Origin of the sequence: Subtercola vilae, assembly GCF_004923255.1 — a bacterium.
In the GTDB taxonomy this organism is placed as follows: domain Bacteria; phylum Actinomycetota; class Actinomycetes; order Actinomycetales; family Microbacteriaceae; genus Subtercola; species Subtercola vilae.
Genome location: NZ_QYRT01000016.1, coordinates 47,875 through 70,473, shown reverse-complemented (window position 1 = coordinate 70,473; position 22,599 = coordinate 47,875). Strand labels below are relative to the sequence as shown.

Here is a 22,599-nt window from a genome sequence, read left to right as displayed (position 1 = left end):
CCCTTTGCCTGCTCGATGATCACCCTCGAGCTCAGAGCGTATTCGAGTTGCGCGCTCACGAGGCAGAACGAGGGCGAGTGTGATCGCAATACAGATGAGGAGCCCGGTCAGCTGGAAGGGCCAGTACTCGGCGCTGCTGCCGACCGGCCCCGAGCCCGACTGGAACGGCACCACCAAAACGCTGACCGCCCTCGCCTGAACCGCCACCCACTTCCCCCGCCCCCACCCCCACCCACCTCGTGGAGTCGTTTTCCGCCCCATAACTCGGATTTTGGGGCGAAAATCGACTCCACGATGAAACGAGAGGGCTACGGGGCGGGGGCCGGGGGGCTCAGTCGCCGATGAGGCGGGCGCCGTGCACGGGGCCGGAGACGCGCACGACGGTGTGGCGGGCCGCGCTGAGGGCGATCTGCAGTTCGAGGGCGCCGTCGAGGTCGGCGGCCAGGAAGGCGACGGTGGGGCCGGAGCCGGAGACGATTCCCGCGAGCGCACCGTTCGCCTCGCCGATCTCGAGCACGTGCCCGAGTTGCGGCGCCAGGTGCAGGGCGGGGGCCTGCAGATCGTTGTGCAGAGACTCGGCCAGCATGTGGGGATCGCCCGCGCGGAGAGCCTGCAGAACATCCGCGTCGACTGACGGCTGGTGTTGGGCGGGAAAGATGTCTTGCGCGTGCCGGTCGCGGTGCCGGTCGAGCTCGCGGTACACCTCTGGCGTGCTCGACCCGAACTCGGCGAGCGCCAGCACCCACTGGAACTGGCCCTTCGCGAGCGCCGGGCTGAGCTGGTCTCCACGCCCCGTGCCGATGGCGGTGCCGCCGGTGAACGCGAAGGGAACGTCGGCCCCGAGCCGGGCCGCAAGCCCGAGCAGCTCTTCGCGCCCGAGGTCGGTGCCCCAGAGCGTGTCGCAGGCCAGAAGGGTGGCTGCAGCATCCGCCGATCCGCCGCCCATGCCACCCGCGATGGGAACGTTCTTCGAGATTTCGAGTCTCACCCCGCCGCGAAACCCAGCTTTGTGCGCGAGCATGCGCGCCGCGCGAATGGCGAGGTTCGACCCGTCGGTGCTGAGGGTCGAGGTGTCGATGCTGCCGCTGAAGGTCACCGAGAAGTCGTCGGCCGCGTACGCGCGCACATCTTCATAGAGCGATACGGCCTGATAGGCGGTCGCCACATCGTGATACCCGTCGTCCATGACGGCACCGACCTTGAGAAACACGTTGATCTTGCCAGGTGCCCTGACATGAACCGCTTTGGAGCCCGCGTTCATCGTCATGCATTCAACCTAGCTCAGCCAGCGACTTCTCGTTTCGTGCCGACCCGTGTGCTAGGCGGATGCCCGCTCCCCCGCATCGGGCCCGAGCCGCAGTGCTGCCTGTCGTACCACCGCTATCGCGAGAAAGTCGTGAACCGTGAGCTGCTCGCCGCGAACGGTCGGATCGAGCCCCGCCGACTCGATCATCTCGCTGGCCGTCTTCGAGGTACCGAACACGACGGAGAGCGACTGCCGAAGCATCTTGCGCCGCTGTTGGAAGGCCGCGTCGACCAGTTCGAACGTCAACAACCGCAGTTCTTCGCTGGCCAGGCTCGTGCGCGAGCGCTCGAAGGCGACCAGCACTGAGTCGACGTTCGGCACCGGCCAGAACACCTGCCGGCTCACGTTGCCGGCCGTTCGCCACTCGCCATACCATGCAGCCTTCACGCTCGGGCTGCCGTAGACCTTCGAACCGGGTTCGGCCGCGATGCGGTGCCCCACCTCGGCCTGAACCATGACGACGCCGGAGAGGATGCTCCAGAAGTGCTCGAGAAAGTGCAGCAGCACGGGCACCGAGACGTTGTACGGCAGGTTCGCGACCAGGCGCGTGGGGGCACCGGGCAGCGACAGGATGCGAAGGGCGTCGTCGCGAATGACGGTGAGCCGGGCATCCGGCTGCAGCATGCTCACGGTGAGGGGCAGCTGCTCGGCGAGACGTTTGTCGATTTCGACGGCGATGACCTCTGCCCCGACCTCGAGGATGCCCAGGGTCAGTGACCCGAGACCCGGGCCCACTTCGACCACGGTCTCGCCTGGTTGCACGCCGGCGATGCGCACGATGCGCCGCACCGAGTTGCCGTCGATGACGAAGTTCTGGCCGAGCTTCTTGGTGGGCGTGAGGTTGAGCATTTCGGCGAGGTCGCGAATCTCGGCGGGGCCGAGGAGGGCGGCCTTAGGGTCGGTCACAGGGTTCTTTCGGGTCGGGTCTGGCGGGTCTGGCAAGTCTTGCGGGTCTGGCAAATCTGGCAGCAGGAGAACAGGGCATCGGCGGCGACTCAGTCGGTGTAGCTCGGCAGCACGACGGGTTCGGCGTTCCACGAGCCGTAGACGAGCTCGGTGTTCGACGTGATCTGCGCCGCGAGCATCGAGGCATCGGTGCCCAGGTACTCGGCCATCGCACGCAGCGTGTACGGAATCAAGTACGGCGCATTCGGCCGCCCCCGGTGCGGCACCGGCGTCAGGAAAGGCGCATCGGTCTCGACCAGCAGCAGGTTTCGCGGCGCGACGGCGAGGGCTTCGCGCAGGTTGTCGGCGTTCTTGAACGTCACCGTGCCGGCGAACGACATGTACCAGCCGTTCTCGGCGCAGACGCGGGCCAGCTCGGCGTCTCCTGAGAAGCAATGGAACACAGTGCGCTCGGGTGCCCCGACGCGTTTCAGCGTGGCGATGACCTCGCTGTGTGCGTCGCGGTCGTGAATCTGCATGGCGAGGTTGTTCTCTTTCGCCATCTCGATGTGCGCCTCGAACGACCGGTACTGCGCCGCGAGCGCCTTCTCGCCCGACGTGCGAAAGAAGTCGAGCCCGGTCTCCCCGATGGCCGCGACCCGGGGTCGCGTCGCCAGCTCGGCGATCACGGCGAGCGCGTCGTCGAGCGTGCCGGCCTCGTCGTAGACGGGAGCTTCGTTCGGGTGCAGCGCGACGGCGGCGAGCATCCGCGGCTCACGAAGTGCCTGCTCGGCCGACCAGCGCGAGGTTTCGACGTCGCCGCCCACCTGTACCACGCCGCGCACGCCGACACTGGATGCCCGGTCGAGGTGTTCGCGGTACGACAGCGAATCATCGCCGTCTTGCACCTCGAGGTGCGTGTGGTTGTCGTACACCGGAACGGTCAGCGCCTGGGGCAGCGGCGGATACGTGAGGTCGCGCCCGGCCGACGGCTCGCGCTTGCGTATGGTGGGCGAGCCGTCGGTCATGCTTCGAGCCTACTCACGGGCCGCCGGGCCGCCAGAGCCCTCGATGTTCTCGATGCGCGGAAAGAGCGGCTCAAGCGGCCACACCTTGCCGTCGGTCTCCCAGTGGTACGCCGTGCGCAACGGCACGTCGGTGATCTCACCCACACCACCCAGAGCCTGCCAGAGCGTGCCGGTCGCCTCGGGGATCACCGGTGACAACAGCACGGCGAGCGTACCGACCCCGCGAACTGCCGTGAACAGCACCGTCTGCAGTCGGTCGAGCAGCTCTGGTTTCTTCGCCAGCGCCCACGGTTCTTGCGCCGTGATGTACCCGTTCAGCTCGTCGACGAGCTCCCAGATCGACGACAGGGCCTCGTGGATGGCCAGCCGCTCGATCGCCGCATCGGCGTCGTCGACCACCCGGCGCTCGATGGTGCGCACGCGCTCGTCGGCCGCCTCAGACTCGCCGGGGTCAGGAATGACGCCGTCGAAGTACCGCGTGACCATGGCAACCACGCGCGAGGCGAGGTTGCCAAAACCGTTGGCAAGCTCGGCCTGGTACCGGGCCGACAGGTCTTCCCAGCTGAACGAGCCGTCTTGGCCGAAGTTGATGGCGCTCATGAAGTAGTACCGGAACGCGTCAGAACCGAAGGTGTCGGTGATCTGGTTCGGCGCGATACCGGTGAGCTTCGACTTCGACATCTTCTCACCGCCCACCAGGAGCCAGCCGTGGCCGAAGACCTGCTTGGGCACCTCGATGCCGGCGGCCATCAGCATGGCCGGCCAGATGACCGCGTGGAAGCGGGCGATGTCTTTGCCCACGATGTGGGTGGCGGGCCACAGCCGCGCGAACTTCTCGTCGTCGTAGCCGTAGCCGGCCGCGGTGATGTAGTTCAGCAGGGCGTCGAACCAGACGTAGACGACGTGCGAGTCGTCCCACGGCACCTTCACACCCCAGTCGAAACTCTGGCGGCTGATGGAGAGGTCGGTGAGCCCGCGCTTCACGAAGGCGATGATCTCGTTGCGAACGCTCTCGGGCTGAATGAAGTCGGGGTTCGACTCGTACAGGTCGAGCAGCGGCTGGGTGAAGTCGCTCATGCGAAAGAAATAGTTGCGCTCCTGCAGCAGCTCGACCGGAATCGAGTGGATGGCGCAGACCTGCTGGCCCTCGTAGGGGCCTGTGCCGTCGATCAGGTCACCCGGCTGCTTGTACTCCTCGCAGCCCACACAGTACGCACCTTCGTAGTCGCCCGTATAGATGTAGCCGGCGTCGAACAGGCGTTGGAGAAACAGCTGAACGTTGACCTCGTGACGGGCATCCGTCGTTCTGATGAAATCGTCGTTCGAGATGTCGATGGTCTGCAAGAGCGGCTGCCAGGCGGTCTCGACCAGGCGGTCAGCCCACTCTTTGGGCGTGACACCGTTGGCCGTGGCCGTGCGGAGGATCTTCTGGCCGTGCTCGTCTGTTCCGGTCAGAAACCAGGTGGGGTCGCCGGCCTGGCGGTGCCAGCGCGCGAGCACGTCAGAGGCGACCTCGGTGTACGCGTGGCCGATGTGGGGCACGTCGTTGACATAGAAGATGGGGGTGGTGATATAGAACGAAGAGCCGTCAGACATAAGCAACATCCTAAGCTGCGGGGGCCGGGCGCCCGGCCCTGTTACGGCCGTGGTGGAAAGCTCAGGTGCGCTGCCGCCTGTGCAGGAGTAGTGGATGCCCGCGACTGCAGCGCCGCTTCGTAGAGGTCGCGCTTGCTGAGCCCCGTCGCGTCGGCGATCGCAGCCGCCGCATCTTTCAGCCGCTGGCCGTCGGAGACCAGCTCGAGAACCTGCGCAACGCCCGTTGCGAGTGTGACCTCGAGGGCCGCGGCGCCCGCGACAACCAGCACGATCTCGCCTTTGACTCCGGCCTCGGCCCACGATACGAGCGAGGCTGCTCCCCCGCGTTTCACCTCTTCATAGAGCTTGGTGAGTTCGCGGCAGACCGCGACGAGCCGGTCGTCGCCGAGCACCGAGGCGATGTCGGCCAGTGACGCGGCCAGCCGGTTCGGCGACTCGAAGAACACCATCGTGCGCCGCTCGCGCACCAGATCACCGAGCGTCGACAGCCGATCGCCCTGCTTTCTCGGCAGAAACCCCTCGAATGTAAAACGGTCGGTGGGCAGACCCGATACAGCGAGCGCCGAGACGACCGCTGACGGGCCCGGAATGATCGTGACATCCACCCCGCCCGCCACCGCGGCCTGCACGAGATGAAACCCCGGATCAGAAACGGTGGGCATGCCTGCGTCGCTCAGAACGACCAGATCGGTGCTGCGGGCGAGCTCCACGAGCTCTGCCGCCTTCTCGCGTTCGTTGTGGTCGTGCAGCGCGATGAGCCGGGGCCTGTTGCTCACATTGAGCGCGCGCAGCAGCTTGGCCGTGACGCGCGTGTCTTCGGCCGCGACGACCTCAGCGGCTTCAAGGGTCTCGATCAGCCGCACCGAGGCATCCTTCAGATTGCCGATGGGCGTCGCCGCGAGGATGATCATGCCCCCAGTCTGCCCGATATGGCACCGGATGCTCTCGCTACCCTCCACGCAAAACTGGAGTTATCCACAGAAACCGGCACGGGGAACGGCGGCGGCGGGCACCTTCAGTAGCATGGGGCGGGTGAGCCTCACGACCGACTCTGAACCCCCCACGCCTGTGCCCGAAGACGCCCCGGCGCACGTTCGCGAGCCCGTCGGCAGCCGCCTCGACGCCTGGTGGGGTCGGTTGCTCAGCACCCCTGGCCGCCAGAGCGCGTGGCGATGGGGCGGCCCGCTCGCAGTGACCCTGCTCGCCGCCATCCTCCGGCTCTGGAACCTCGGCGACCCGCACAGCCTCGTGTTCGACGAGACCTTCTACGTGAAAGACGCGTGGTCGCTGCTTCACCTGGGCTACGAGGGCAGCTGGCCCGCCAACGCAGACACCGCGTTCAACGCGGGCGACGTGAACCAGTTCACGAACGTCGGGTCGTATGTGGTGCATCCGCCGCTCGGTAAATGGATCATGGCGCTCGGCCTCTCGGTGTTCGGGGCAGAGAACAGCTTCGGCTGGCGCATCTCGGTCGCGGTGTGCGGCATTCTGGCTGTGCTGCTGATCGCGATGATCGGCACCAAACTCTTCAAGTCGACACTGCTCGGCACCATCGCGGGGTTTCTGTTCGCCATCGACGGGCACGCCATCGTGATGGCCCGTATCGGCATTCTCGACGGCATACTGATGCTCTTCATGCTGCTGGGCTTCGGGGCGATGCTACTCGATCGGGAATGGCATGCCCGGCGACTGGCGGCCTGGGTGGACAGACGCGAGCGAGAGGGGCTCACAGCGTCGTGGGGGCCCACGTTCTGGTGGCGCCCGTGGCTGATGGCTGCTGCTCTGGCTTTCGGTCTGGCCAGCGCCGTGAAATGGTCGGGGCTGTACTTTCTCGTTGCGTTCGCCGTGTATTCGCTGCTCGTCGACGCGCTCGCCCGCCGCCGCGTGGGGCTTCCGTTCTGGATCAGTGCGGCCATCCTCAAGCAGGGCCCGGCGACCTTTCTGGTGATGGTTCCGCTGTTTCTGGCGAGCTACCTGGCCACCTGGGTGGGTTGGTTCACCACGGCCGGTGGGTACTACCGAACGTGGGCCCAGACGAGCGGCACCGAGTGGACCGGTTCGCTGTCGTGGGTTCCACTGACCATCCAGAACTTCTGGCACTTCCAGGTGTCGGTCTACAACTTCAATGTGAACGAACATTCACCGCACCCCTACGCAGCGAACCCCTTCACGTGGCTGTTCATGATTCGGCCCACCCAGATGTACGTGAACACGACAACCGACGGCACCGGCGGCTGCGGCGAACAGACCTGCTACGCGAACATCACCTCGGTGGGCAACGCGGCCATCTGGTGGGCTGCAACGGCTGCCCTGTTCTACCTCGTCTACCGACTCATTCGTAAGCGTGAGTGGCAGGTCGGGCTCATTCTCATGGGCATGGTTGCCGGTTACCTGCCGTGGTTGATGTACGCGAACCGCACCATCTTCCAGTTCTACACAATCGCCTTCGAGCCGTACATGATCCTGGGGCTGACGTTCGTCATCGGGCTGGCCCTGGGCGCGAGAACGGATGCCCGTCGAAAACGGGTGCTCGCGCTGTGGGTGGTGGGCGCCTACCTTCTGCTCACGGTGGCGGTCTCGGTGTTCTTCTGGCCGGTCTGGACGGCCCAGCCCATCCCCGGGTGGCTTCTGACCCTGCACTACTGGCTGCCGTCATGGCGGTAGAAGGCGGAGCCGGCACTGGCAGCACTGGTGGAGGTTCGGCAGGTGGCAGCGGCTCCCGATTGACGCCGACGTGGTGGCCGCGGTGGGGGGCCGGAGTCGTCGTGGCGGGGGTGGCCGCGCTGGTGGCGCTGGGCATCCATTCGCTGGTGCCCGCCGTGCCGCTCCTGACCGCTGCAGTGGGGCTCGGAATGATCGCCGGGCAGATCCCTGCAAGCCAGCGTCTGCTCGACACCGTTCTGAAGCCGGGCATCGCGCTCGCCGCACGTCGGCTGCTGCGCATCGGCATTGTGCTGCTCGGGCTGAAGCTCTCGCTGTTCGATATTGCCGGGCTCGGCTGGCCCACTATCATCGTGATCGTTCTCATCGTGGGGATCACCTTCAGTGCGACGCTCGGGCTCGGCAAATTGCTCCGCCTGCCGGGAACCCAGCCCATTCTCATCGCCGCCGGGTTCTCCATCTGCGGCGCATCGGCTGTCGGCGCGATGAGCGCAGTGACCCGCAGCAAAGACGAAGACCAGGCCACCCCGATCGCACTCGTCACGCTGTGCGGCACACTGGCCATCTTCATCCTGCCGGTGCTGCGCCTGCCCCTCGGCCTCGACGAGCAGCAGTTCGGCATGTGGGTGGGGCTCAGCGTGCACGACGTGGGTCAGGTCGTCGCAACCGCTCAGATCGCCGGGCCGGCCGCGCTCGCCGTTGCCGTGGTCGTCAAGCTGACCCGGGTGCTGACCCTCGCCCCCATGGTGGCGATCGTCGGGCTCGTCGAGCGTGCGCGCGACGCGCGGGAACTCCGTGCGGGCGCCGGCAACACAGCCGAGATCAAGCGCAGCGGCTCGGGCACGAGCGCCAAGCGCCCGGCCATCGTGCCCCTCTTCATCGCCGGCTTTCTGGCCGCGGTCGTCGTGCGCACGGTGGTTCCGTTGCCCGGCGAGCTGCTCTCGGTCGCCGACATGCTTCAGACCGCGCTGCTCGCGATGGCACTCTTCGCACTCGGTTCGAACATCCGGTTCGCCGCACTGGCACGTACCGGTTGGCGCGCCCTGATTGTGGGGCTCGCGTCGTGGGCCCTGATCGCGGTGCTCTCTCTCGGCGCCGTCGCGATTCTCACGTGACAGCGTTCGGCAGAACCTAGCTTCTGATCGGAGCAGGCTCGGCCGGCTGGTCTGCTGCGGCGACATACGCCGCGACCAGCTCCCGTTTCAGCACCTTGCCTGACGGGCCGATCGGCAGCGAAGAGACGATGTCGATGTGCCGCGGATACTTGTAGTGCGCCACGTCTTCTTGAACGAACGCGCTCAGTTCGTCGGGGCTGGTCGACGCTCCGGCAACCAGCACGACAGACGCGATGATCTCCTGCCCGTGCGTCTCGTGGGGCACGCCATAGACGGCCACCATCGAGACGGCGGGATGCTTCGCCAGCACCTCTTCAACCTCACGCGGGTAGACGTTGTAGCCGTTTCGCAGAATCATGTCTTTCGTTCGGTCGACGATGGTGAGGTACCCGTCGTGGTCTTTGCGGCCCAGATCTCCGGTACGAAACCAGCCGTCGACCATGGCCTTGGCCGTGTCTTCAGGACGATTGTGGTACCCGTTCATCAGGTTGTGACCCCGGATGACCAGCTCACCGAGCTCGCCGGTCGGCAGCAGCACGATCGAATCGCTCACCTCCGAATCGGCGATTTCGACATCGATTCCCCAGATGGGTGTTCCGATGGTGCCGGGGCGCGGAGGCACACCCACCATGTTGAACGTGGCCACCGGTGAGGTCTCGGTGAGCCCGTAGCCCTCGTGGATCTCGGTGCCGAACGATTCACGGAACTTGGTGATGACCGCCACCGGAATCGCTGCACCGCCCGAGATGCCGTAACGCAGCGGCGGGCGCTCGGGGGTGCGGGAGGCGGCGTCGAGAAGGGCGATGTACATGGTCGGCACGCCCATGAAGATGGTGCAACGCTGCTCGTTCATGACCCGCAGGGCTGTGTCACCGTCGAATTTGGGCACCATCACGAGCGTCGCGCCGGCCCGGAAGACGGTGTTCATCGTGCAGGTCTGACCGAAGGTGTGAAACAGCGGCAGCGCGCCGAGAACGCGGTCACCTTCTTTCATGTCGAAGGTGGTCAGCAGCGACACGTTCACCTGTTCGACCAGCGCCAGGTGGGAGCCTTCGGCGCCCTTCGGGGTTCCGGTTGTTCCGCTGGTGTAGAGAATCGTCGCCGTGTCGAACGGGTCACGCGGAACGTATGTCTCGATCGGCTGGGCGCTGCGGGCCTCGTCTTCGAGCCGGGGTGGCAGTTCAGGGGCTGCGTCGGGCAGCAGCACGCTCAGAACGGGAACGCCCGCCAGCGCTGCGCCCTTCGCCCCCTCGGTCAGCAGCGGCGCGGCACACACCAACAACTCGGCGCCGCTGTCGCGCAGCACGTACTCGATCTCCTTGCCCTTCAGCAGGGCGTGGATCGGCACGACGACTCCACCGAGCGACAGCACCGCGTAGTAGACCCGCGGAAAGTCGGCAACGTTCGGAATCAGCATGGCGACGGGCGTTCCCGGTTTCACTCCTCGCTCGCGGAGGGCCCCGGCGTATTCACGGGTCTGCTGCCACAGCTCTGCATAGGTGGTCTCTGTCGGGCCCACGACAAGCGCCACCCTTTCAGGCATGCGCCTCGCTGTTTCAACGAGGATCGATGCAACGGACATGGTGGCAAAACCAGCACTCATCGGGCACTTCTTTCGGTCGACTTTGACATGGTTCGAGTTTAGCTTGGGATGCTGCGGGGCAGCCGTGCATTGACATCCATTCGATGCGGATGTTCAGAACGATGGGTCACCGCCTTCGAACTACTCCTGCACAGGGCCACGAGCAGGGGAATTGTTACCAAGGGAGTCGACCCCGGGCATCCGGGCCAGAGCGCTCGGGTAGCGTTGGGGCATGGCAGATCGCGAATACGGCTTCAGAACTCGGGCAATCCACGCAGGCAACATTCCTGATGCGGTGACGGGTGCTCGCGCCCTGCCCATCTACCAGACGTCGGCGTTCGTTTTCGACGACACTGCGGATGCTGCGGCCAGGTTCGCTCTGCAGAAATACGGCAACGTCTACAGCCGTCTGTCGAACCCCACCGTTGCTGCATTCGAAGAGCGGGTGGCCAGCCTCGAAGGCGGCCTCGGCGCTGTGGCGACGGCCAGCGGTCTCGCCGCGCAGTACATCACGTTCGCGTCTCTCGCGGGAGCAGGCGATCACATCGTCTCATCGGCCAACCTCTATGGCGGCTCGATCACGCAGCTCGACGTGACCCTTCGCCGGTTCGGCGTCGACACGACCTTCGTCAGAAGCTCAGACCCCGCCGACTACGCCGCTGCGATCACTGACAAGACCAAATTCATCTTCGCAGAGACGGTGGCCAACCCGTCTGGCGAGATCGCCGACATCGAGGGTCTGGCCGACGTGGCGCACGCCCACGGGCTGCCGCTCATCATCGACTCGACCATCGCCACCCCCTACCTCAACCGCCCCATCGAGTGGGGTGCCGACGTGGTCATCCACTCGGCCACCAAGTTCTTGGGCGGCCACGGCACCACGCTTGGCGGCATTGTCATCGAGAGCGGTCGGTTCGACTGGCACAGCGAGAAGTTCCCGCTGTTCGGCCAGCCGGTGCCGAGCTACGGCGGCCTCGAGTGGTCGGGCAACTTCGGCGAATACGCGTTTCTCACACGTCTGCGCGCCGAGCAGTTGCGTGACATCGGTCCCGTTCTCGCCCCACATTCGGCCTTTCTGCTCGCACAGGGAGTCGAGACCCTCGCGTTCCGCATGCAGGCACACGTCGACAACGCTCGAATCGTCGCCGAGTGGCTCGACAACGACCCGCGCGTCGACTTCGTCAACTGGGCAGGCCTGCCGGGCCACGAGCACTACGAACGTGGCCTCAAGTACCTGCCGAAGGGCCCCGGCTCGGTCTTCAGCTTCGGAGTGAAGGGTGGCCGCGACGCCGGCCGCACGTTCATCGAGTCCGTCGACCTCGCGAGCCACCTGGCGAACATCGGTGACGCCAAGACCCTCGTCATCCACCCCGCCTCCACCACGCACGCGCAACTCTCTGAGCAGCAGCTGCTCGAAGCAGGCGTTCTGCCGGGCATCGTGCGCATCAGCGTGGGAATAGAAGACCCCGACGACATCGTTTACGACTTAGACCAAGCTCTGGCCAAAGCAACGGAGGGTAAGTAATGTCACTCACCATCGATGCACCGGGTGGTGCGGCCGAGGCCGCACAGACCGACAACGTCACCACCGACACCGTCACCACGCAGTTCGCCAATGGGCTGACCTGCGACGTTCCGGCCAGCTCTCCTCTCGCCAAGCTGCTGAAATCACAGCGCACCTGGGTTGGCCCCGATGCCAAGGCTCGCCTGAAGATTCTGCGTGCAGCGAAGTCGATTGCCATTGTCGGCGCCTCGCCGAACCCGGCTCGGTCGAGTTTCTTCGTCGGCACGTACCTGCTTCAGTCGGCCGACTACCGCGTGTACTTCGTGAACCCGAATGCCGACACCATTCTGGGCCAGAAGGCCTACCCCAATCTGGCGTCGCTGCCCGAGGTTCCCGACATCGTCGATGTGTTCCGTAAGGCCAGCGACATTCCGTCGGTCATCGACGACGTGCTCGCGGTCGGCGCGAAGACGGTGTGGATCCAGCTCGGTATCTGGAACCAAGACGCAGCAGTCTACGGCGAGAGCAAGGGGCTCACCGTCGTCATGGATCGTTGCATCAAAGTCGAACACGCGCGCTTCCACGGTGGCCTGCACCTGCTCGGCTTCGACACCGGCCAGATCACCGCACGCAAGGTGCTGCGCTAGCCCCGATGGCGTCTCGGCTTCGTCACATCTGTGCTCACCGAGTCTGTGCTCACCGAGTCTGTGCTTCACCACGACGATCGACCACCTGCCCGCGTACCGCCCGAATTCAGGGTGTGCGCGGGCATTTGCCGTTGCGACCGCAGTACCCGAGCGGGTTATTACACTCTGTTGCAATACCCAGCTGCCCGACGCTCTGCGGGGCTAGCGTTGGGGCCGTGAACGATTCACGTACGACCTCAGGCTCTCCGGCCACCGCCGGAATCGCCGCACACGTCATCCCTCTCGCGAGGCCTGCCCACTCGCACGAGCGCACGACGGCCTCACCCCGCATGGTCTCGCCTCTTGTCGCACCCATTGTCTCGACCCAGTGGCTCTGCGACCACATCGGTTCTGATTCTGTGGTGGTGCTCGACGCGAGCGTTCTCCGGGTGACGGGCTTCGACAGCCACCCCACCTGGCTCAGCGGGCTCGACCAGTACCTGGTGGGCGGGCACATTCCGGGCGCCATCTTCGCTGATCTGATTGACGAGTTCAGCAACCCGACTGGCGCGTTCGGCTTCGAACGCCCCAGCATCGCGCAGTTCGAGGCTGCCGCGGCCGCCGTCGGAGTGACGAACGACAGCACCGTGATCGTCTACGACACCGCCGCGGGCCAGTGGGCAGCCCGGCTCTGGTGGCTCTTCCGGGCCAACGGCTACGACCGCGTCGCAGTGCTCGACGGTGGCCTCACCAAGTGGAACCACGAAGACCGTCCCATCGACACCGGCTCTGTCGAACCGGCTCGAGGCGCATTCACGTCGACCGAGCGCCCACAGCTCTGGGCAGACAAGACATTCGTCGCGTCGGTCGTCTCGGGCGAGGCCGCTGCCACGTTGGTGTGCGCCGTTCCGGCCAGCGAGTTCGCCGCAGAGTCAGGCGAGCGCGCCCGGCGTGGGCACATTCCCGGCAGCGTCAGCGTGCCCTCCGGGCGCCTGGTCGACGCTGAGACGAACGCATTTCTGAAACCGGATGCCCTGCGAGCCCTGTTCGCCCCGACGCTCGATCTCACCGCTCGGTCTGCCGTCGCGGGCACACCGACTCTCATCGTGGCCTACTGCGATGGTGCGATTGCGGCGGCGGCCGACGCTCTCGCACTCGCTCTCATCGGGGTCACCGACGTGGCAATCTACGACGGGTCGCTGACCGAGTGGTCGGTCGACGACGCGCTCCCGCTGGTCGGGGCGGCGATCTACTGACGCCTCAGGCGTCGGCGCTGAGCCGCAATATGATCTCGAGCGACGCACCGAAACCGATGGGCCGCGAAAGCGCATCGGCCGACAGCGGCGTCAACACCTCGACAACGGCAGCACGGTAACGCTGCTCGCCCGTCGAAAGGTACAACGCGTACGCCGCCGCTGACACTGCGCTCGTTCCAGAGGGGTAGGCCCCCTCTGACACATCGCCGTCGATGAGCAAGCCGCGCGCCGCAAGCACCGGGTCTCCGCCGCCCGGAGTCGCGAACCCAGCGTCGAGCACCTTGTCGACCAGGTCGCGGCCGGTGCGGGAATAGCGCTCGTCACCCGTGACGGCGGCGAGCGCGAGCAGGGCCTCGGCGAACATTCCGTAGTCTTCGAGGGTCGCCCGGGCGTCAGATGTGCGCTCTCCCAGCGAGGCCCGCACCAGGGTTCCATCGGGGCGGAGGTGGTGCCCGAGAAGGTAGTCGGCCGCCGCGACGGCAGCGGCCAGCCACGCGCCCGGCTGTGTTGACGATGGAGGGGTGAGCGCCGGCGACAGGGCCGCAGAAGCCCTCGCCAGCGCCGCGATGGCGAGGCCGTTGAGCCCGGTGAGAATCTTGAGGTCGCGCGCGGGGGCCGGCTGATCGACGCGCTGGGCAGCGTTCAGGGCGTAGTACCCGCCCTCCGAAGCGGTGCCGTCGACGAGGCTCTCGGAGTCTTGCGCCGCCGCGAACGCGCCGCCGTCGACCTGCAGCACGTCGACAAGAAACGAGGCGATGCCCGCGGCCGTATCGGTCGCCCACTGTTCGCCCGGGTACCGCACCGCCGCAGCGGTGTAGGCATCGAGCAGCAGCGCATTGTCGTAGAGCATTCGTTCGTAGTGCGGCTCGCTCCAGTCAGCGCGGGTGGCGTACCGAAAGAAGCCGCCCTCGACGCGGTCACGCAGGTCGGAGGCCGCCATGGCCTGAAGGGCGCGCGTGGCTACGGGTGCATCCATCGCCTGCAGAAATTTGAGCACCGGCGCGACGGGAAACTTCGGCGCACCACCGAACCCACCATTGACGGTGTCTTCGTAGTCGTCGAGTTCGAGTACCACCTGCTCCAGCTGTGCCGGGGTGGGAAGCGCGTCGACTGCCTGGTCTGCGTTCTCTACCGCGACCAGCGCGGCCGTGAGCTGGCGAGCAGTGCTCTCGACGTCGTCGCGGCGGGTCTGCCACGCGTCGCTGACGGCACCCAGCACCTGGCCGAACGAGGGGTTGCCCTGCACTGCGACGGGCGGCGAATACGTTCCCGCGAAGAACGGCTTGCCCTCCGGCGTCACGAAGACGTTGAGCGGCCAGCCGAGGTTCTGCGTGAAAGCCCCAGCCGCGGCGAGGTAGACCGCGTCGACTTCCGGATGCTCTTCCCGGTCGACTTTGATGGCCACGAAGCCGCGGTTCAGAACTTCGGCCAAGGCCGGATCGCTGAAACTCTCGCGTGCCATCACGTGGCACCAGTGGCAGGTGGAGTACCCGATCGACACCAGCACGGGCACATCTCGCCGCTCTGCCTCAGCGAATGCTGCCTCACCCCAGGAGAACCAGTCGACAGGGTTGTCGGCATGTGAACGGAGGTACGGGCTGATCGCATCACCCAGTCGGTTGGCCATTGTTCAAGCCTAACCCGAGCCTCCGGGGGCGCCCGGGGCCGGTCGGCACGTAGAATTGAGGGCCGATGAATGCTGAGACGATCTACTTTCCGCCGGAGCTGCCCGTCAGCCAACTGCGCGAGGAGATCGCGCGCACCATCGCCGCGAACCAAGTCGTGATCGTGGCCGGCGAAACAGGCTCGGGCAAGACCACGCAGCTGCCGAAGATCTGCCTCGAACTCGGCCGCACGAGCATCGGGCACACCCAGCCCCGCCGCATCGCCGCGCGCACGATCGCCGAGCGCATCGCCGAAGAGCTGGGCCAGGAGGTGGGCGACCGGGTCGGCTACCAGGTGAGGTTCACCGACAAGGTGGGGCCGAACACCCAGATCAAACTGATGACCGACGGCATTCTGCTGAACGAGATTCATCGCGACCGGTTGTTGAAGAAGTACGACACGATCATCATCGACGAGGCCCACGAGCGCAGCCTCACCATCGACTTTCTTCTCGGGTATCTGCGTGAGCTGCTGCCCAAGCGACCCGACCTCAAGGTCATCGTCACCTCGGCGACGATCGACCCCGAGAGTTTCTCCCGGCACTTCGGCGGCGCCCCCATCATCGAGGTGTCGGGCCGCACCTACCCGGTTGAAGTTCGCTACCGCCCCCTGGTGGCCGATGGCGAGGTGAGCGACGATGTCGACGACGGTGCCGACACAGACGAGGCGAGCAGCACAAGCGGCACGAGCAGCACGCGCAGCGAGAACCGCGATCCGCTCGACGCGGTGAACGAGGCGCTCGACGAGCTGGCCCGAGAAGGCGAGGGCGATGTTCTGGTGTTCTTCTCGGGTGAGAACGAGATCCGCGACGCCGAGGAGTCGATTCGGGGGCGTCTCAGCTCGGGCGGCGCGCTGGGCGCGGCAACCGAAGTGCTGCCGTTGTACGGGCGGTTGTCGGCGGCCGACCAGCACAAGGTCTTTCAGAGAACGGCCACCCCGGGCATCCGGCGCCGCATCGTGTTGGCGACGAACGTGGCCGAGACGAGCCTCACTGTGCCGGGCATCAAATACGTGATCGACACGGGAACGGCTCGTATCAGCCGCTACAGCGTGCGGTCGAAGGTGCAGCGACTGCCGATCGAGGCCATTTCGCAGGCGTCGGCCAATCAGCGCGCCGGGCGAAGCGGCCGCACGAGCGATGGCATCTGCATTCGGCTGTTCTCTGAAGACGACTACCTCGCCCGGCCCAAGTTCACTGAGCCGGAGATTCTCAGAACCAATCTCGCAGCCGTGATTCTGCAGATGATCTCGCTCGGGCTCGGCGACATTGCGAGTTTTCCGTTTCTGCAGCCGCCGGATTCCCGCGGGATCAAAGACGGCCTCGACCTGCTGAGTGAACTCGGCGCCATCAACCCGGGTGCCATCAACCCCGGCGGTAACGCAGCTGTACCCACGCTCACCCGCGTTGGCCGCGACCTCTCGCGCATGCCCATCGAACCGCGCTTCGCCCGCATGGTGATCGAGTCGAAGAACCACGGCACCAGCCGCGAGGTCATGATCATCGTCGCGGGCCTCACCGTGCAGGACCCGCGAGAACGGCCACTCGAGAAACGCCAGCGAGCCGACGAGCTGCACGCCCGTTTCACCGACCCGACGAGCGACTTTCTCACCCTGCTGAACCTGTGGAACTACGTGGAGGAGAAGCAGCGAGAGCTGTCGTCGAGCGCGTTTCGGCGACTCTGCAAGGCCGAACACCTGAATTATCTGCGCGTGCGCGAATGGCAAGACGTGTTTCGCCAGCTGCGTCAGCTCAGCAAGCCGCTGGATCTCACGCTCGGCGAGCCGTCGATGAACTCCGACGGCATTCACCGCTCGATTCTCGCGGGACTGCTCTCGCACATCGGTTTGAAAGACGTGGCGAAAAAAGACTACGTCGGTGCACGGCAGACGCGCTTCAGCCTGTTCCCCGGCTCTGGCCTGTCGAAGAAGCAGCCGAACGCCGTGATGAGCGCCGAGTTGGTGGAGACCAGCCGCCTGTTCGCTCGCACGAACGCCTCGATCGACCCAGCGTGGGCCGAGGCGTTGGCGGGCGACCTGTGCAAGCGCACCTATTCTGAGCCGCACTGGGAGAAGAAACAGGGCGCCGTGGTGGCGTACGAGCGGGTCACGCTGTACGGAGTACCGATCGTGCTCAAACGACGGGTGCAGTTCTCGCGGGTCGACCCGGCGTACGCCCGCGAGCTGTTCATTCGTCATGCTCTGGTCGATGGAGACTGGGAATCGCAGCACGCCTTCGACCGCGACAACCGACGCTTTCGCACCGAACTCGCCGAGATCGAAGAGCGCACGCGCCGCCGCGATCTGCTGCTCGACGACGAGGCGGTCTTCGAGTTCTACGACGCCCGCGTTCCTCGCGAGGTCAACACCGCGCGGAGCTTCGACGGCTGGTGGAAGACGACGCGCCACGATTCGCCGAACCTTCTGACAATGACGCTCGACTCGCTCGTGCCAGAGGGCGCGCCCGACATCGACGAGACCAAGTTTCCGGCGACGTGGCAGCAGGGCGATCAGCATCTGGCCCTCACCTACCGGTTCGAACCGGGCACCGACGACGACGGCGTGAGTGTGACCGTGCCACTCACGCTGCTGCCCCGCCTCGAGCCGGGCGGCTTCGAGTCGCAGGTGCCGGGATTCCGAGAGGAACTGGTCACCGCTCTTATCAGGGCGCTGCCGAAGAACATTCGCAAGAACTTCGTTCCCGCCACCGACTGGGCCGTCAAACTGCTGGCGGCAATTCCCGCCGACGTGGGCGGCGACCCCTTCCTGACCGCTCTCGCCCGCACAATGGCGCGTTTGGCGTTCATTCCGGTCACCGAAGCCGACTTCGACAGATCACGCATTCCTTCACACCTCTCCGTTTCGTTTCGTGTGGTGGATGATCGGGGCCACACCCTGGCCGCGTCGAAAGACCTTGCGGCGCTGCAGACCCGCTACCGTTCGGCGGCACGCGAAAGCGTCGCCCGGGCATCCAGTCAGACCGCCAACGCCATCGAGCGAAGCGGCCTCACCTCGTGGGACTTTACGGAACTCCCCCGCCATCTCGACACCCGATTGCAAGGCAGTGTGATTCGCGCGTATCCGGCGATTGTGGACGAGAAGACGTCTGTCGCCATTCGCCTCATGAGCACCCAGCAGGAGGCCGACCGGGTCTCCCCCGCCGGAGTGCGACGACTGCTGCTGCTCGCGGTGGCATCGCCCGTCTCATACGTGCGCGAGCACCTGACCCAGAACGAGAAGCTGGTGCTGTCGACGAGCCCGTACCCCGGCATCCAGGCGCTGTTCGACGACTGCATGAAGGCGGTGGCCGACCAGGCGATCCGGCTCAACCACCCCGACGGGCTCGTTTTCACCCGACAGGCATTCGAGGCCGTTCGCGACCAGCTGTCAGCCACAGTGATCGACTCGATGTACGGCGTGGTGGCAAACGTGGCAGCCGTGCTCACGAAGGCGCGCGACGCCGAACGGGCCCTCAAGAGTGTGACGAGCGTTTCACTGCTGCCCGCCCTGTCTGACGCCCGGGCCCAACTGGCGGCTCTGGTCTACCCCGGCTTCGTCTCGGCCGCCGGTGCCGAACAGTTGCGCCACGTGCCGCGATACCTCGCCGGGGTCGAGCTGCGCATGCAGAAACTGCAAGACGCAGTGGCCCGGGATCGCGCATGGATGATCGAAGTACAGAACGCGACCGCCCGCTACGAGGCCGCCGGGGGGCTGCTACCCCTGCCCCAGGGCGCTGAGGTCGTGCTGCCGGCGCCGATCATCCGGGCGCGCTGGATGCTCGAAGAGCTGCGCATCAGCCTCTTCGCCCAAACCCTCGGCACCGCTGAGCCGGTCTCGCTGCAGCGCATCCAGAAGCTGCTCGCCGTGTAGTTCTGGTACCCCGATTGTGCAGTTTCTGTTCACAGTCGGGGCACCACACGGTAGACCGGGAATACCGTCTGGCTGGTACAGTTAACCTCTTGTGAGCAGTTATTCCAGCCTTTTGAAAACCCGCGGTGTCGCGCGCATCATGGCTGCCCAATTGGTGGCCCGTTTTCCCTTCGGAATGCTCTCACTCGCGTTCCTGCTGCACATCGAACGGGTGCACAACTCCTACGGCTCTGCCGGTCTCGTTCTGGCCGCGCTGTCGATCGGGCAGGCCATCGCTGGCCCGCTCACGAGCCGTCTGATGGGTCGCTGGGGCATGCGCCCGGTCATCACGGGCACCATTGCCATCTGCGCTGTGGCGATTTCGATCATCGCCCTCGTACCCATGAGCATCACGACGACGATGATGGTCGCGTTCGTCGCCGGGCTGACGATGCCGCCCATCCAGCCCGCCGTTCGCACCATCTACCCCAAGATGGTCAACTCGAAGCAGCTCACACCGCTGTTCTCGCTCGACGCATCGGCGCAGGAGATCATCTGGGTGGTCGGGCCGGTCATCACAACCTTCACGGCGACGCAGATCGGTACAGTTCAGGGCATTCTGCTCGCCGTCACCTTTCTCGTGGGCGGTGGCGCCTGGTTCCTGGCGAGCCCCGAACTCGGCCGGGTGCGCATCCCCCGCAGCCGTCGTCGAATCGGCGCCGTTCTGGCCAAACCCCCTGTGCTTCTCGCCACGATTGTCGGCTTTCTGCTGGTCGCGGCCTGCGCGGCCATCGAGGCCGGCGTCGTGTCGGCATTCAGCCACGGCGGCGCCGAGGCAGGAATCGTGCTCGCGGTCTTCGCCGTGGGTTCGCTCGTGGGCGGTCTCGCGCTCGGCCACATCGCCATCGGGCCGTGGGCCCTCGCCCAGCGCATGTTCATCGTCTTCGTGGGCACCGCCATCGCCGCGCTGTCGCTCAACGTGGGCTGGTTGGCCGTGTTCCTCTTCCTCGCGGGCGTCGGTATCGCTCCGGCCCTCGCCGTCATGTTCTCGATCGTGTCGTCGAGCGTACGCTTCAGCGACACCGCGGAGGCCTACGGCTGGGTGGGCACGGGCCAGTTGATCGGTGCGGCAGTGGGGTCGGCGCTGGCCGGCTTCATGATCGACTCGAGCGGGTCATCCGGAGCCTTTGTCGTCGCCGCCGTACTCGCCCTGTTCGGCTTTCTGGTGCCTCTACTCGGTCGCCGCTTTCACCCCGACCTGCGCGGCAGAGACGCGAGCCCCATTCCCGACACCGAGCCCGTGGCCACCGTCACGAGCTAGCTGCACTGCTCGCAGCCGCGGGGCGCCGCCTGTTCTGCTGGCTACTCGCTCACATCGGTTCGCGTCACCCGATTCTCGACACGGCACCGGATGCCCACCCGGTCGGCCTCGCCCGATGCCGGATAATTGCGGGCATGACCTTCGCACCCCTCGTCACGCTGAACAACGGCGTCACCATTCCCCAGCTCGGCCTCGGCGTCTACAAGGTCACCGATGACGAAGCCATCACTGCGGTGGGCTCCGCGCTCGACGCCGGCTACCGCCACATCGATACGGCGACGCTCTACGACAATGAGGTCGGTGTGGGCCGGGCCGTCGCGTCGAGCTCGGTTCCGCGCGACGAGATCTTCGTCACGACCAAGGTCTTCCAAGACCGGCATGGCTACGACGAGGCTCGCCGCTCGTTCGACGACAGCCTCGCCCGGCTGGGCCTCGACTACGTCGACCTGTTTCTCATCCACTGGCCGGCGCCCCGGCAGAACCTGTACGTCGAGACGTGGCGCGCACTGGAGAAGATCCAGGCCGACGGCCTCGCTCGCTCGATCGGCGTCTCGAACTTTCACCCGCACCACCTCGAACGCCTCGCGAACGAGACCAGCGTGGTTCCGAGCGTCAACCAGATCGAGCTACACCCGTGGCTGCCGCAGACCGAGGTGCGTGCCTACAACGACCAACACGCAATCGTCACCGAAGCCTGGTCGCCGCTGGCCCGCGGTCGCGTTCTCGACAACCCGGTGCTCGACGCGCTGGCCGCGAAACACGGCCGTACCCCGGCGCAGGTGGTGTTGCGATGGCACATCCAGCTCGGCAACGTGGTGATTCCGAAGTCGGTGACGCCGTCGCGCATCGCCTCGAACATCGACGTGTTCGACTTCGCCCTCGACGCCGACGATCTGGCTGCCATCGCGTCGCTCGAATCGGGCGAGCGCACGGGGCGCGACCCCGACCTGGTCGACTAGGGTCGCGCAGCCCGGCCGTCAAACACCCGGGCGCCCGCTGAATAAGGCTATTGTGACCACCGCACCGGATGTCGTAGCTGGCGACCAAAACAGCCTTATGCAGTGCTGGTGGCGAGGTGTCGGCGAGGTGCAGGCCTACCAGCGGGAGTGGATACTCGCGCGAAAGTACCGGTCGTAGATGCCCTGAACACTGGCCTCGAACTGTTCGCCGAGCGGCGCCAGCGAGCCCGCGGCGGCGTTCGATCGCGCCTGCTCGGGGTTTCGAGCACCGGGAATGACGGTGCTCACCCCGGCCTGCTGCAGAACCCAGGCCAAGGCCGCCGCAGCCGACGACACGCCATCGGGAGCCAGAGCGGCGAACTCCTGCGCCGCCGCAAGCCCGTCGTCGTAGTTGACCCCCGAAAAGGTCTCACCCACGTCGAACGCGCTGCCGTCGCGGTTGTAGTTGCGGTGGTCGTCAGCTGCGAAGGCCGTCTGCTTCGAGTACTTCGCACTCAGCAGCCCCGACGCCAGCGGAACGCGGGCGATAATACCGACGCCCGCCTCTCGCGCTGCGGGCAACACCTCGTCGAGCGGCTTCAGCCTGAACGCGTTCAGAATGATCTGGATGGTCGCGGTTCCCGGCCTCGCTATCGCAGCGAGCGCCTGGCTCGTCTCTTCGACGCTGAAACCGTAGGTGGCGATGACCTCCTCCGAAACAAGTGTGTCGAGGGCGTCGTAGACCGCGTCGCTGTCGTAAACCGAGCTCGGGGGGCAGTGCAGCTGCACCAGATCCAGCGTCTCGACCCCGAGGTTGCGGCGTGACCGATCGGCCCAGGCACGAAAGTTGTCGAGAGTGTAATTCGAGGCGACCTGGTCGACCCGCCGGCCCATCTTCGTGGCCACGGTGATCGAGTGGCCGGGGTTCGCCGCCAGATACCTCCCGATGACCTCTTCGCTTCGACCGTCGCCGTAGACGTCGGCCGTGTCGAAGAACGTCACCCCCGACTCGACCGACGCGTCGAGTACAGCGACGGCGTCTTTCTCGTCGACGTTGCCCCAGTCGGAGCCGAGCTGCCAGGTGCCGAGCCCGATGCTCGATACGGTGCGGTGTGTTCTGCCGAGTTCGCGGTATTCCATTCGACCAGCCTATGTGCGCACCCGGGTGCCGGGGCAACCCCCCACCACAGCCGGTCTTGTTCGCCGCACAGAACACCCCCGCTGTAGGGAATCGACGACGCCTCCTCGTTGTTACACGTGACAAGGTACA

Annotated in this window: 16 protein-coding genes; 8 read left to right on the top strand and 8 right to left on the bottom strand. The window is 66.0% G+C overall.

Annotated features, from left to right (window positions below; translation table 11 throughout):
- Positions 1 to 331 precede the first annotated feature (331 nt).
- The 5 genes from D4765_RS10095 to rsmI all read right to left on the bottom strand — a co-directional run bounded on the left by D4765_RS10095 (position 332) and on the right by rsmI (position 5,726).
- Entirely contained in the window at positions 332 to 1,267 is a 936-nt protein-coding gene (locus D4765_RS10095) for a 4-(cytidine 5'-diphospho)-2-C-methyl-D-erythritol kinase (RefSeq protein ID WP_136642175.1), read from the bottom strand.
- Between the two features lie 51 nt (positions 1,268 to 1,318).
- On the bottom strand, positions 1,319 to 2,155 hold the full coding sequence (gene rsmA, locus D4765_RS10090) for a 16S rRNA (adenine(1518)-N(6)/adenine(1519)-N(6))-dimethyltransferase RsmA (RefSeq protein ID WP_237280365.1): 837 nt from the start codon (positions 2,153 to 2,155) through the stop codon (positions 1,319 to 1,321).
- A gap of 146 nt (positions 2,156 to 2,301) precedes the next feature.
- Complete coding sequence (locus D4765_RS10085) at positions 2,302 to 3,219, bottom strand: TatD family hydrolase (protein ID WP_136642173.1); 918 nt, start codon at positions 3,217 to 3,219, stop codon at positions 2,302 to 2,304.
- Positions 3,220 to 3,228: 9 nt separating this feature from the next.
- Positions 3,229 to 4,815: a methionine--tRNA ligase gene (gene metG, locus D4765_RS10080; protein ID WP_136642172.1), complete on the bottom strand. Its 1,587-nt coding sequence runs from the start codon at positions 4,813 to 4,815 to the stop codon at positions 3,229 to 3,231.
- A 41-nt stretch (positions 4,816 to 4,856) separates the two neighbouring features.
- Positions 4,857 to 5,726, bottom strand: coding sequence for a 16S rRNA (cytidine(1402)-2'-O)-methyltransferase (gene rsmI, locus D4765_RS10075; RefSeq protein ID WP_136642171.1), 870 nt, complete (start codon positions 5,724 to 5,726; stop codon positions 4,857 to 4,859).
- A 112-nt stretch (positions 5,727 to 5,838) separates the two neighbouring features.
- Here rsmI and D4765_RS10070 point away from each other — a divergent pair, with 112 nt between their 5' ends.
- Both D4765_RS10070 and D4765_RS10065 read left to right on the top strand, forming a co-directional pair.
- Positions 5,839 to 7,479, top strand: coding sequence for a dolichyl-phosphate-mannose--protein mannosyltransferase (locus tag D4765_RS10070; protein WP_136642170.1), 1,641 nt, complete (start codon positions 5,839 to 5,841; stop codon positions 7,477 to 7,479).
- The gene (locus D4765_RS10065; RefSeq protein WP_237280360.1) at positions 7,437 to 8,591 is read left to right on the top strand and encodes a YeiH family protein; all 1,155 of its coding nucleotides are present in this window, start codon (positions 7,437 to 7,439) and stop codon (positions 8,589 to 8,591) included. Before D4765_RS10070 ends, D4765_RS10065 begins: the two co-directional genes overlap by 43 nt.
- A 16-nt stretch (positions 8,592 to 8,607) precedes the next feature.
- Here D4765_RS10065 and D4765_RS10060 read toward each other — a convergent pair whose 3' ends face one another.
- On the bottom strand, positions 8,608 to 10,194 hold the full coding sequence (locus tag D4765_RS10060; RefSeq protein WP_136642169.1) for a long-chain-fatty-acid--CoA ligase: 1,587 nt from the start codon (positions 10,192 to 10,194) through the stop codon (positions 8,608 to 8,610).
- Between the two features lie 211 nt (positions 10,195 to 10,405).
- Here D4765_RS10060 and D4765_RS10055 point away from each other — a divergent pair, with 211 nt between their 5' ends.
- The 3 genes from D4765_RS10055 (at position 10,406) to D4765_RS10045 (ending at position 13,559) form a co-directional block, all read left to right on the top strand.
- Positions 10,406 to 11,698, top strand: a complete 1,293-nt coding sequence (locus D4765_RS10055) for an O-acetylhomoserine aminocarboxypropyltransferase/cysteine synthase family protein (RefSeq protein WP_136642168.1) — start codon at positions 10,406 to 10,408, stop codon at positions 11,696 to 11,698.
- On the top strand, positions 11,698 to 12,324 hold the full coding sequence (locus tag D4765_RS10050) for a CoA-binding protein (protein ID WP_136642167.1): 627 nt from the start codon (positions 11,698 to 11,700) through the stop codon (positions 12,322 to 12,324). Before D4765_RS10055 ends, D4765_RS10050 begins: the two co-directional genes overlap by 1 nt.
- A 215-nt stretch (positions 12,325 to 12,539) precedes the next feature.
- On the top strand, positions 12,540 to 13,559 hold the full coding sequence (locus tag D4765_RS10045; RefSeq protein WP_161580407.1) for a sulfurtransferase: 1,020 nt from the start codon (positions 12,540 to 12,542) through the stop codon (positions 13,557 to 13,559).
- Between the two features lie 4 nt (positions 13,560 to 13,563).
- On the opposite strand, the gene D4765_RS10040 is transcribed toward D4765_RS10045, so the two are convergent.
- Positions 13,564 to 15,186 carry a thioredoxin domain-containing protein gene (locus tag D4765_RS10040; protein WP_136642165.1) on the bottom strand — a complete coding sequence of 541 codons (1,623 nt, stop codon included), beginning with the start codon at positions 15,184 to 15,186 and terminating at the stop codon, positions 13,564 to 13,566.
- A gap of 65 nt (positions 15,187 to 15,251) precedes the next feature.
- On the opposite strand from D4765_RS10040, the gene hrpA reads away from it, so the two are divergent.
- From hrpA to D4765_RS10025, 3 genes are all read left to right on the top strand, one after another.
- Complete coding sequence (gene hrpA / locus D4765_RS10035) at positions 15,252 to 19,091, top strand: ATP-dependent RNA helicase HrpA (protein WP_136642164.1); 3,840 nt, start codon at positions 15,252 to 15,254, stop codon at positions 19,089 to 19,091.
- Between the two features lie 91 nt (positions 19,092 to 19,182).
- Positions 19,183 to 20,391: an MFS transporter gene (locus tag D4765_RS10030; protein ID WP_136642163.1), complete on the top strand. Its 1,209-nt coding sequence runs from the start codon at positions 19,183 to 19,185 to the stop codon at positions 20,389 to 20,391.
- 134 nt (positions 20,392 to 20,525) lie between these two features.
- The gene (locus tag D4765_RS10025) at positions 20,526 to 21,350 is read left to right on the top strand and encodes an aldo/keto reductase (RefSeq protein WP_136642162.1); all 825 of its coding nucleotides are present in this window, start codon (positions 20,526 to 20,528) and stop codon (positions 21,348 to 21,350) included.
- Positions 21,351 to 21,485: 135 nt separating this feature from the next.
- On the opposite strand, the gene D4765_RS10020 is transcribed toward D4765_RS10025, so the two are convergent.
- A complete protein-coding gene (locus D4765_RS10020) occupies positions 21,486 to 22,469 on the bottom strand; it encodes an aldo/keto reductase (RefSeq protein WP_136642161.1) in 984 nt (327 codons plus the stop codon).
- Positions 22,470 to 22,599 lie beyond the last annotated feature (130 nt).

Coding starts and splice junctions, on each gene's coding strand:
- D4765_RS10055 (WP_136642168.1), top strand. CDS start 10,406: ATGGCAGATCGCGAATACGGCTTCAGAACTCGGGCAATCCACGCAGGC.
- D4765_RS10060 (WP_136642169.1), bottom strand. CDS start 10,194: ATGAGTGCTGGTTTTGCCACCATGTCCGTTGCATCGATCCTCGTTGAA.
- rsmI (WP_136642171.1), bottom strand. CDS start 5,726: ATGATCATCCTCGCGGCGACGCCCATCGGCAATCTGAAGGATGCCTCG.
- D4765_RS10050 (WP_136642167.1), top strand. CDS start 11,698: ATGTCACTCACCATCGATGCACCGGGTGGTGCGGCCGAGGCCGCACAG.
- D4765_RS10085 (WP_136642173.1), bottom strand. CDS start 3,219: ATGACCGACGGCTCGCCCACCATACGCAAGCGCGAGCCGTCGGCCGGG.
- D4765_RS10095 (WP_136642175.1), bottom strand. CDS start 1,267: ATGACGATGAACGCGGGCTCCAAAGCGGTTCATGTCAGGGCACCTGGC.
- rsmA (WP_237280365.1), bottom strand. CDS start 2,155: ATGCTCAACCTCACGCCCACCAAGAAGCTCGGCCAGAACTTCGTCATC.
- hrpA (WP_136642164.1), top strand. CDS start 15,252: ATGAATGCTGAGACGATCTACTTTCCGCCGGAGCTGCCCGTCAGCCAA.
- D4765_RS10070 (WP_136642170.1), top strand. CDS start 5,839: ATGGGGCGGGTGAGCCTCACGACCGACTCTGAACCCCCCACGCCTGTG.
- metG (WP_136642172.1), bottom strand. CDS start 4,815: ATGTCTGACGGCTCTTCGTTCTATATCACCACCCCCATCTTCTATGTC.
- D4765_RS10040 (WP_136642165.1), bottom strand. CDS start 15,186: ATGGCCAACCGACTGGGTGATGCGATCAGCCCGTACCTCCGTTCACAT.
- D4765_RS10025 (WP_136642162.1), top strand. CDS start 20,526: ATGACCTTCGCACCCCTCGTCACGCTGAACAACGGCGTCACCATTCCC.
- D4765_RS10020 (WP_136642161.1), bottom strand. CDS start 22,469: ATGGAATACCGCGAACTCGGCAGAACACACCGCACCGTATCGAGCATC.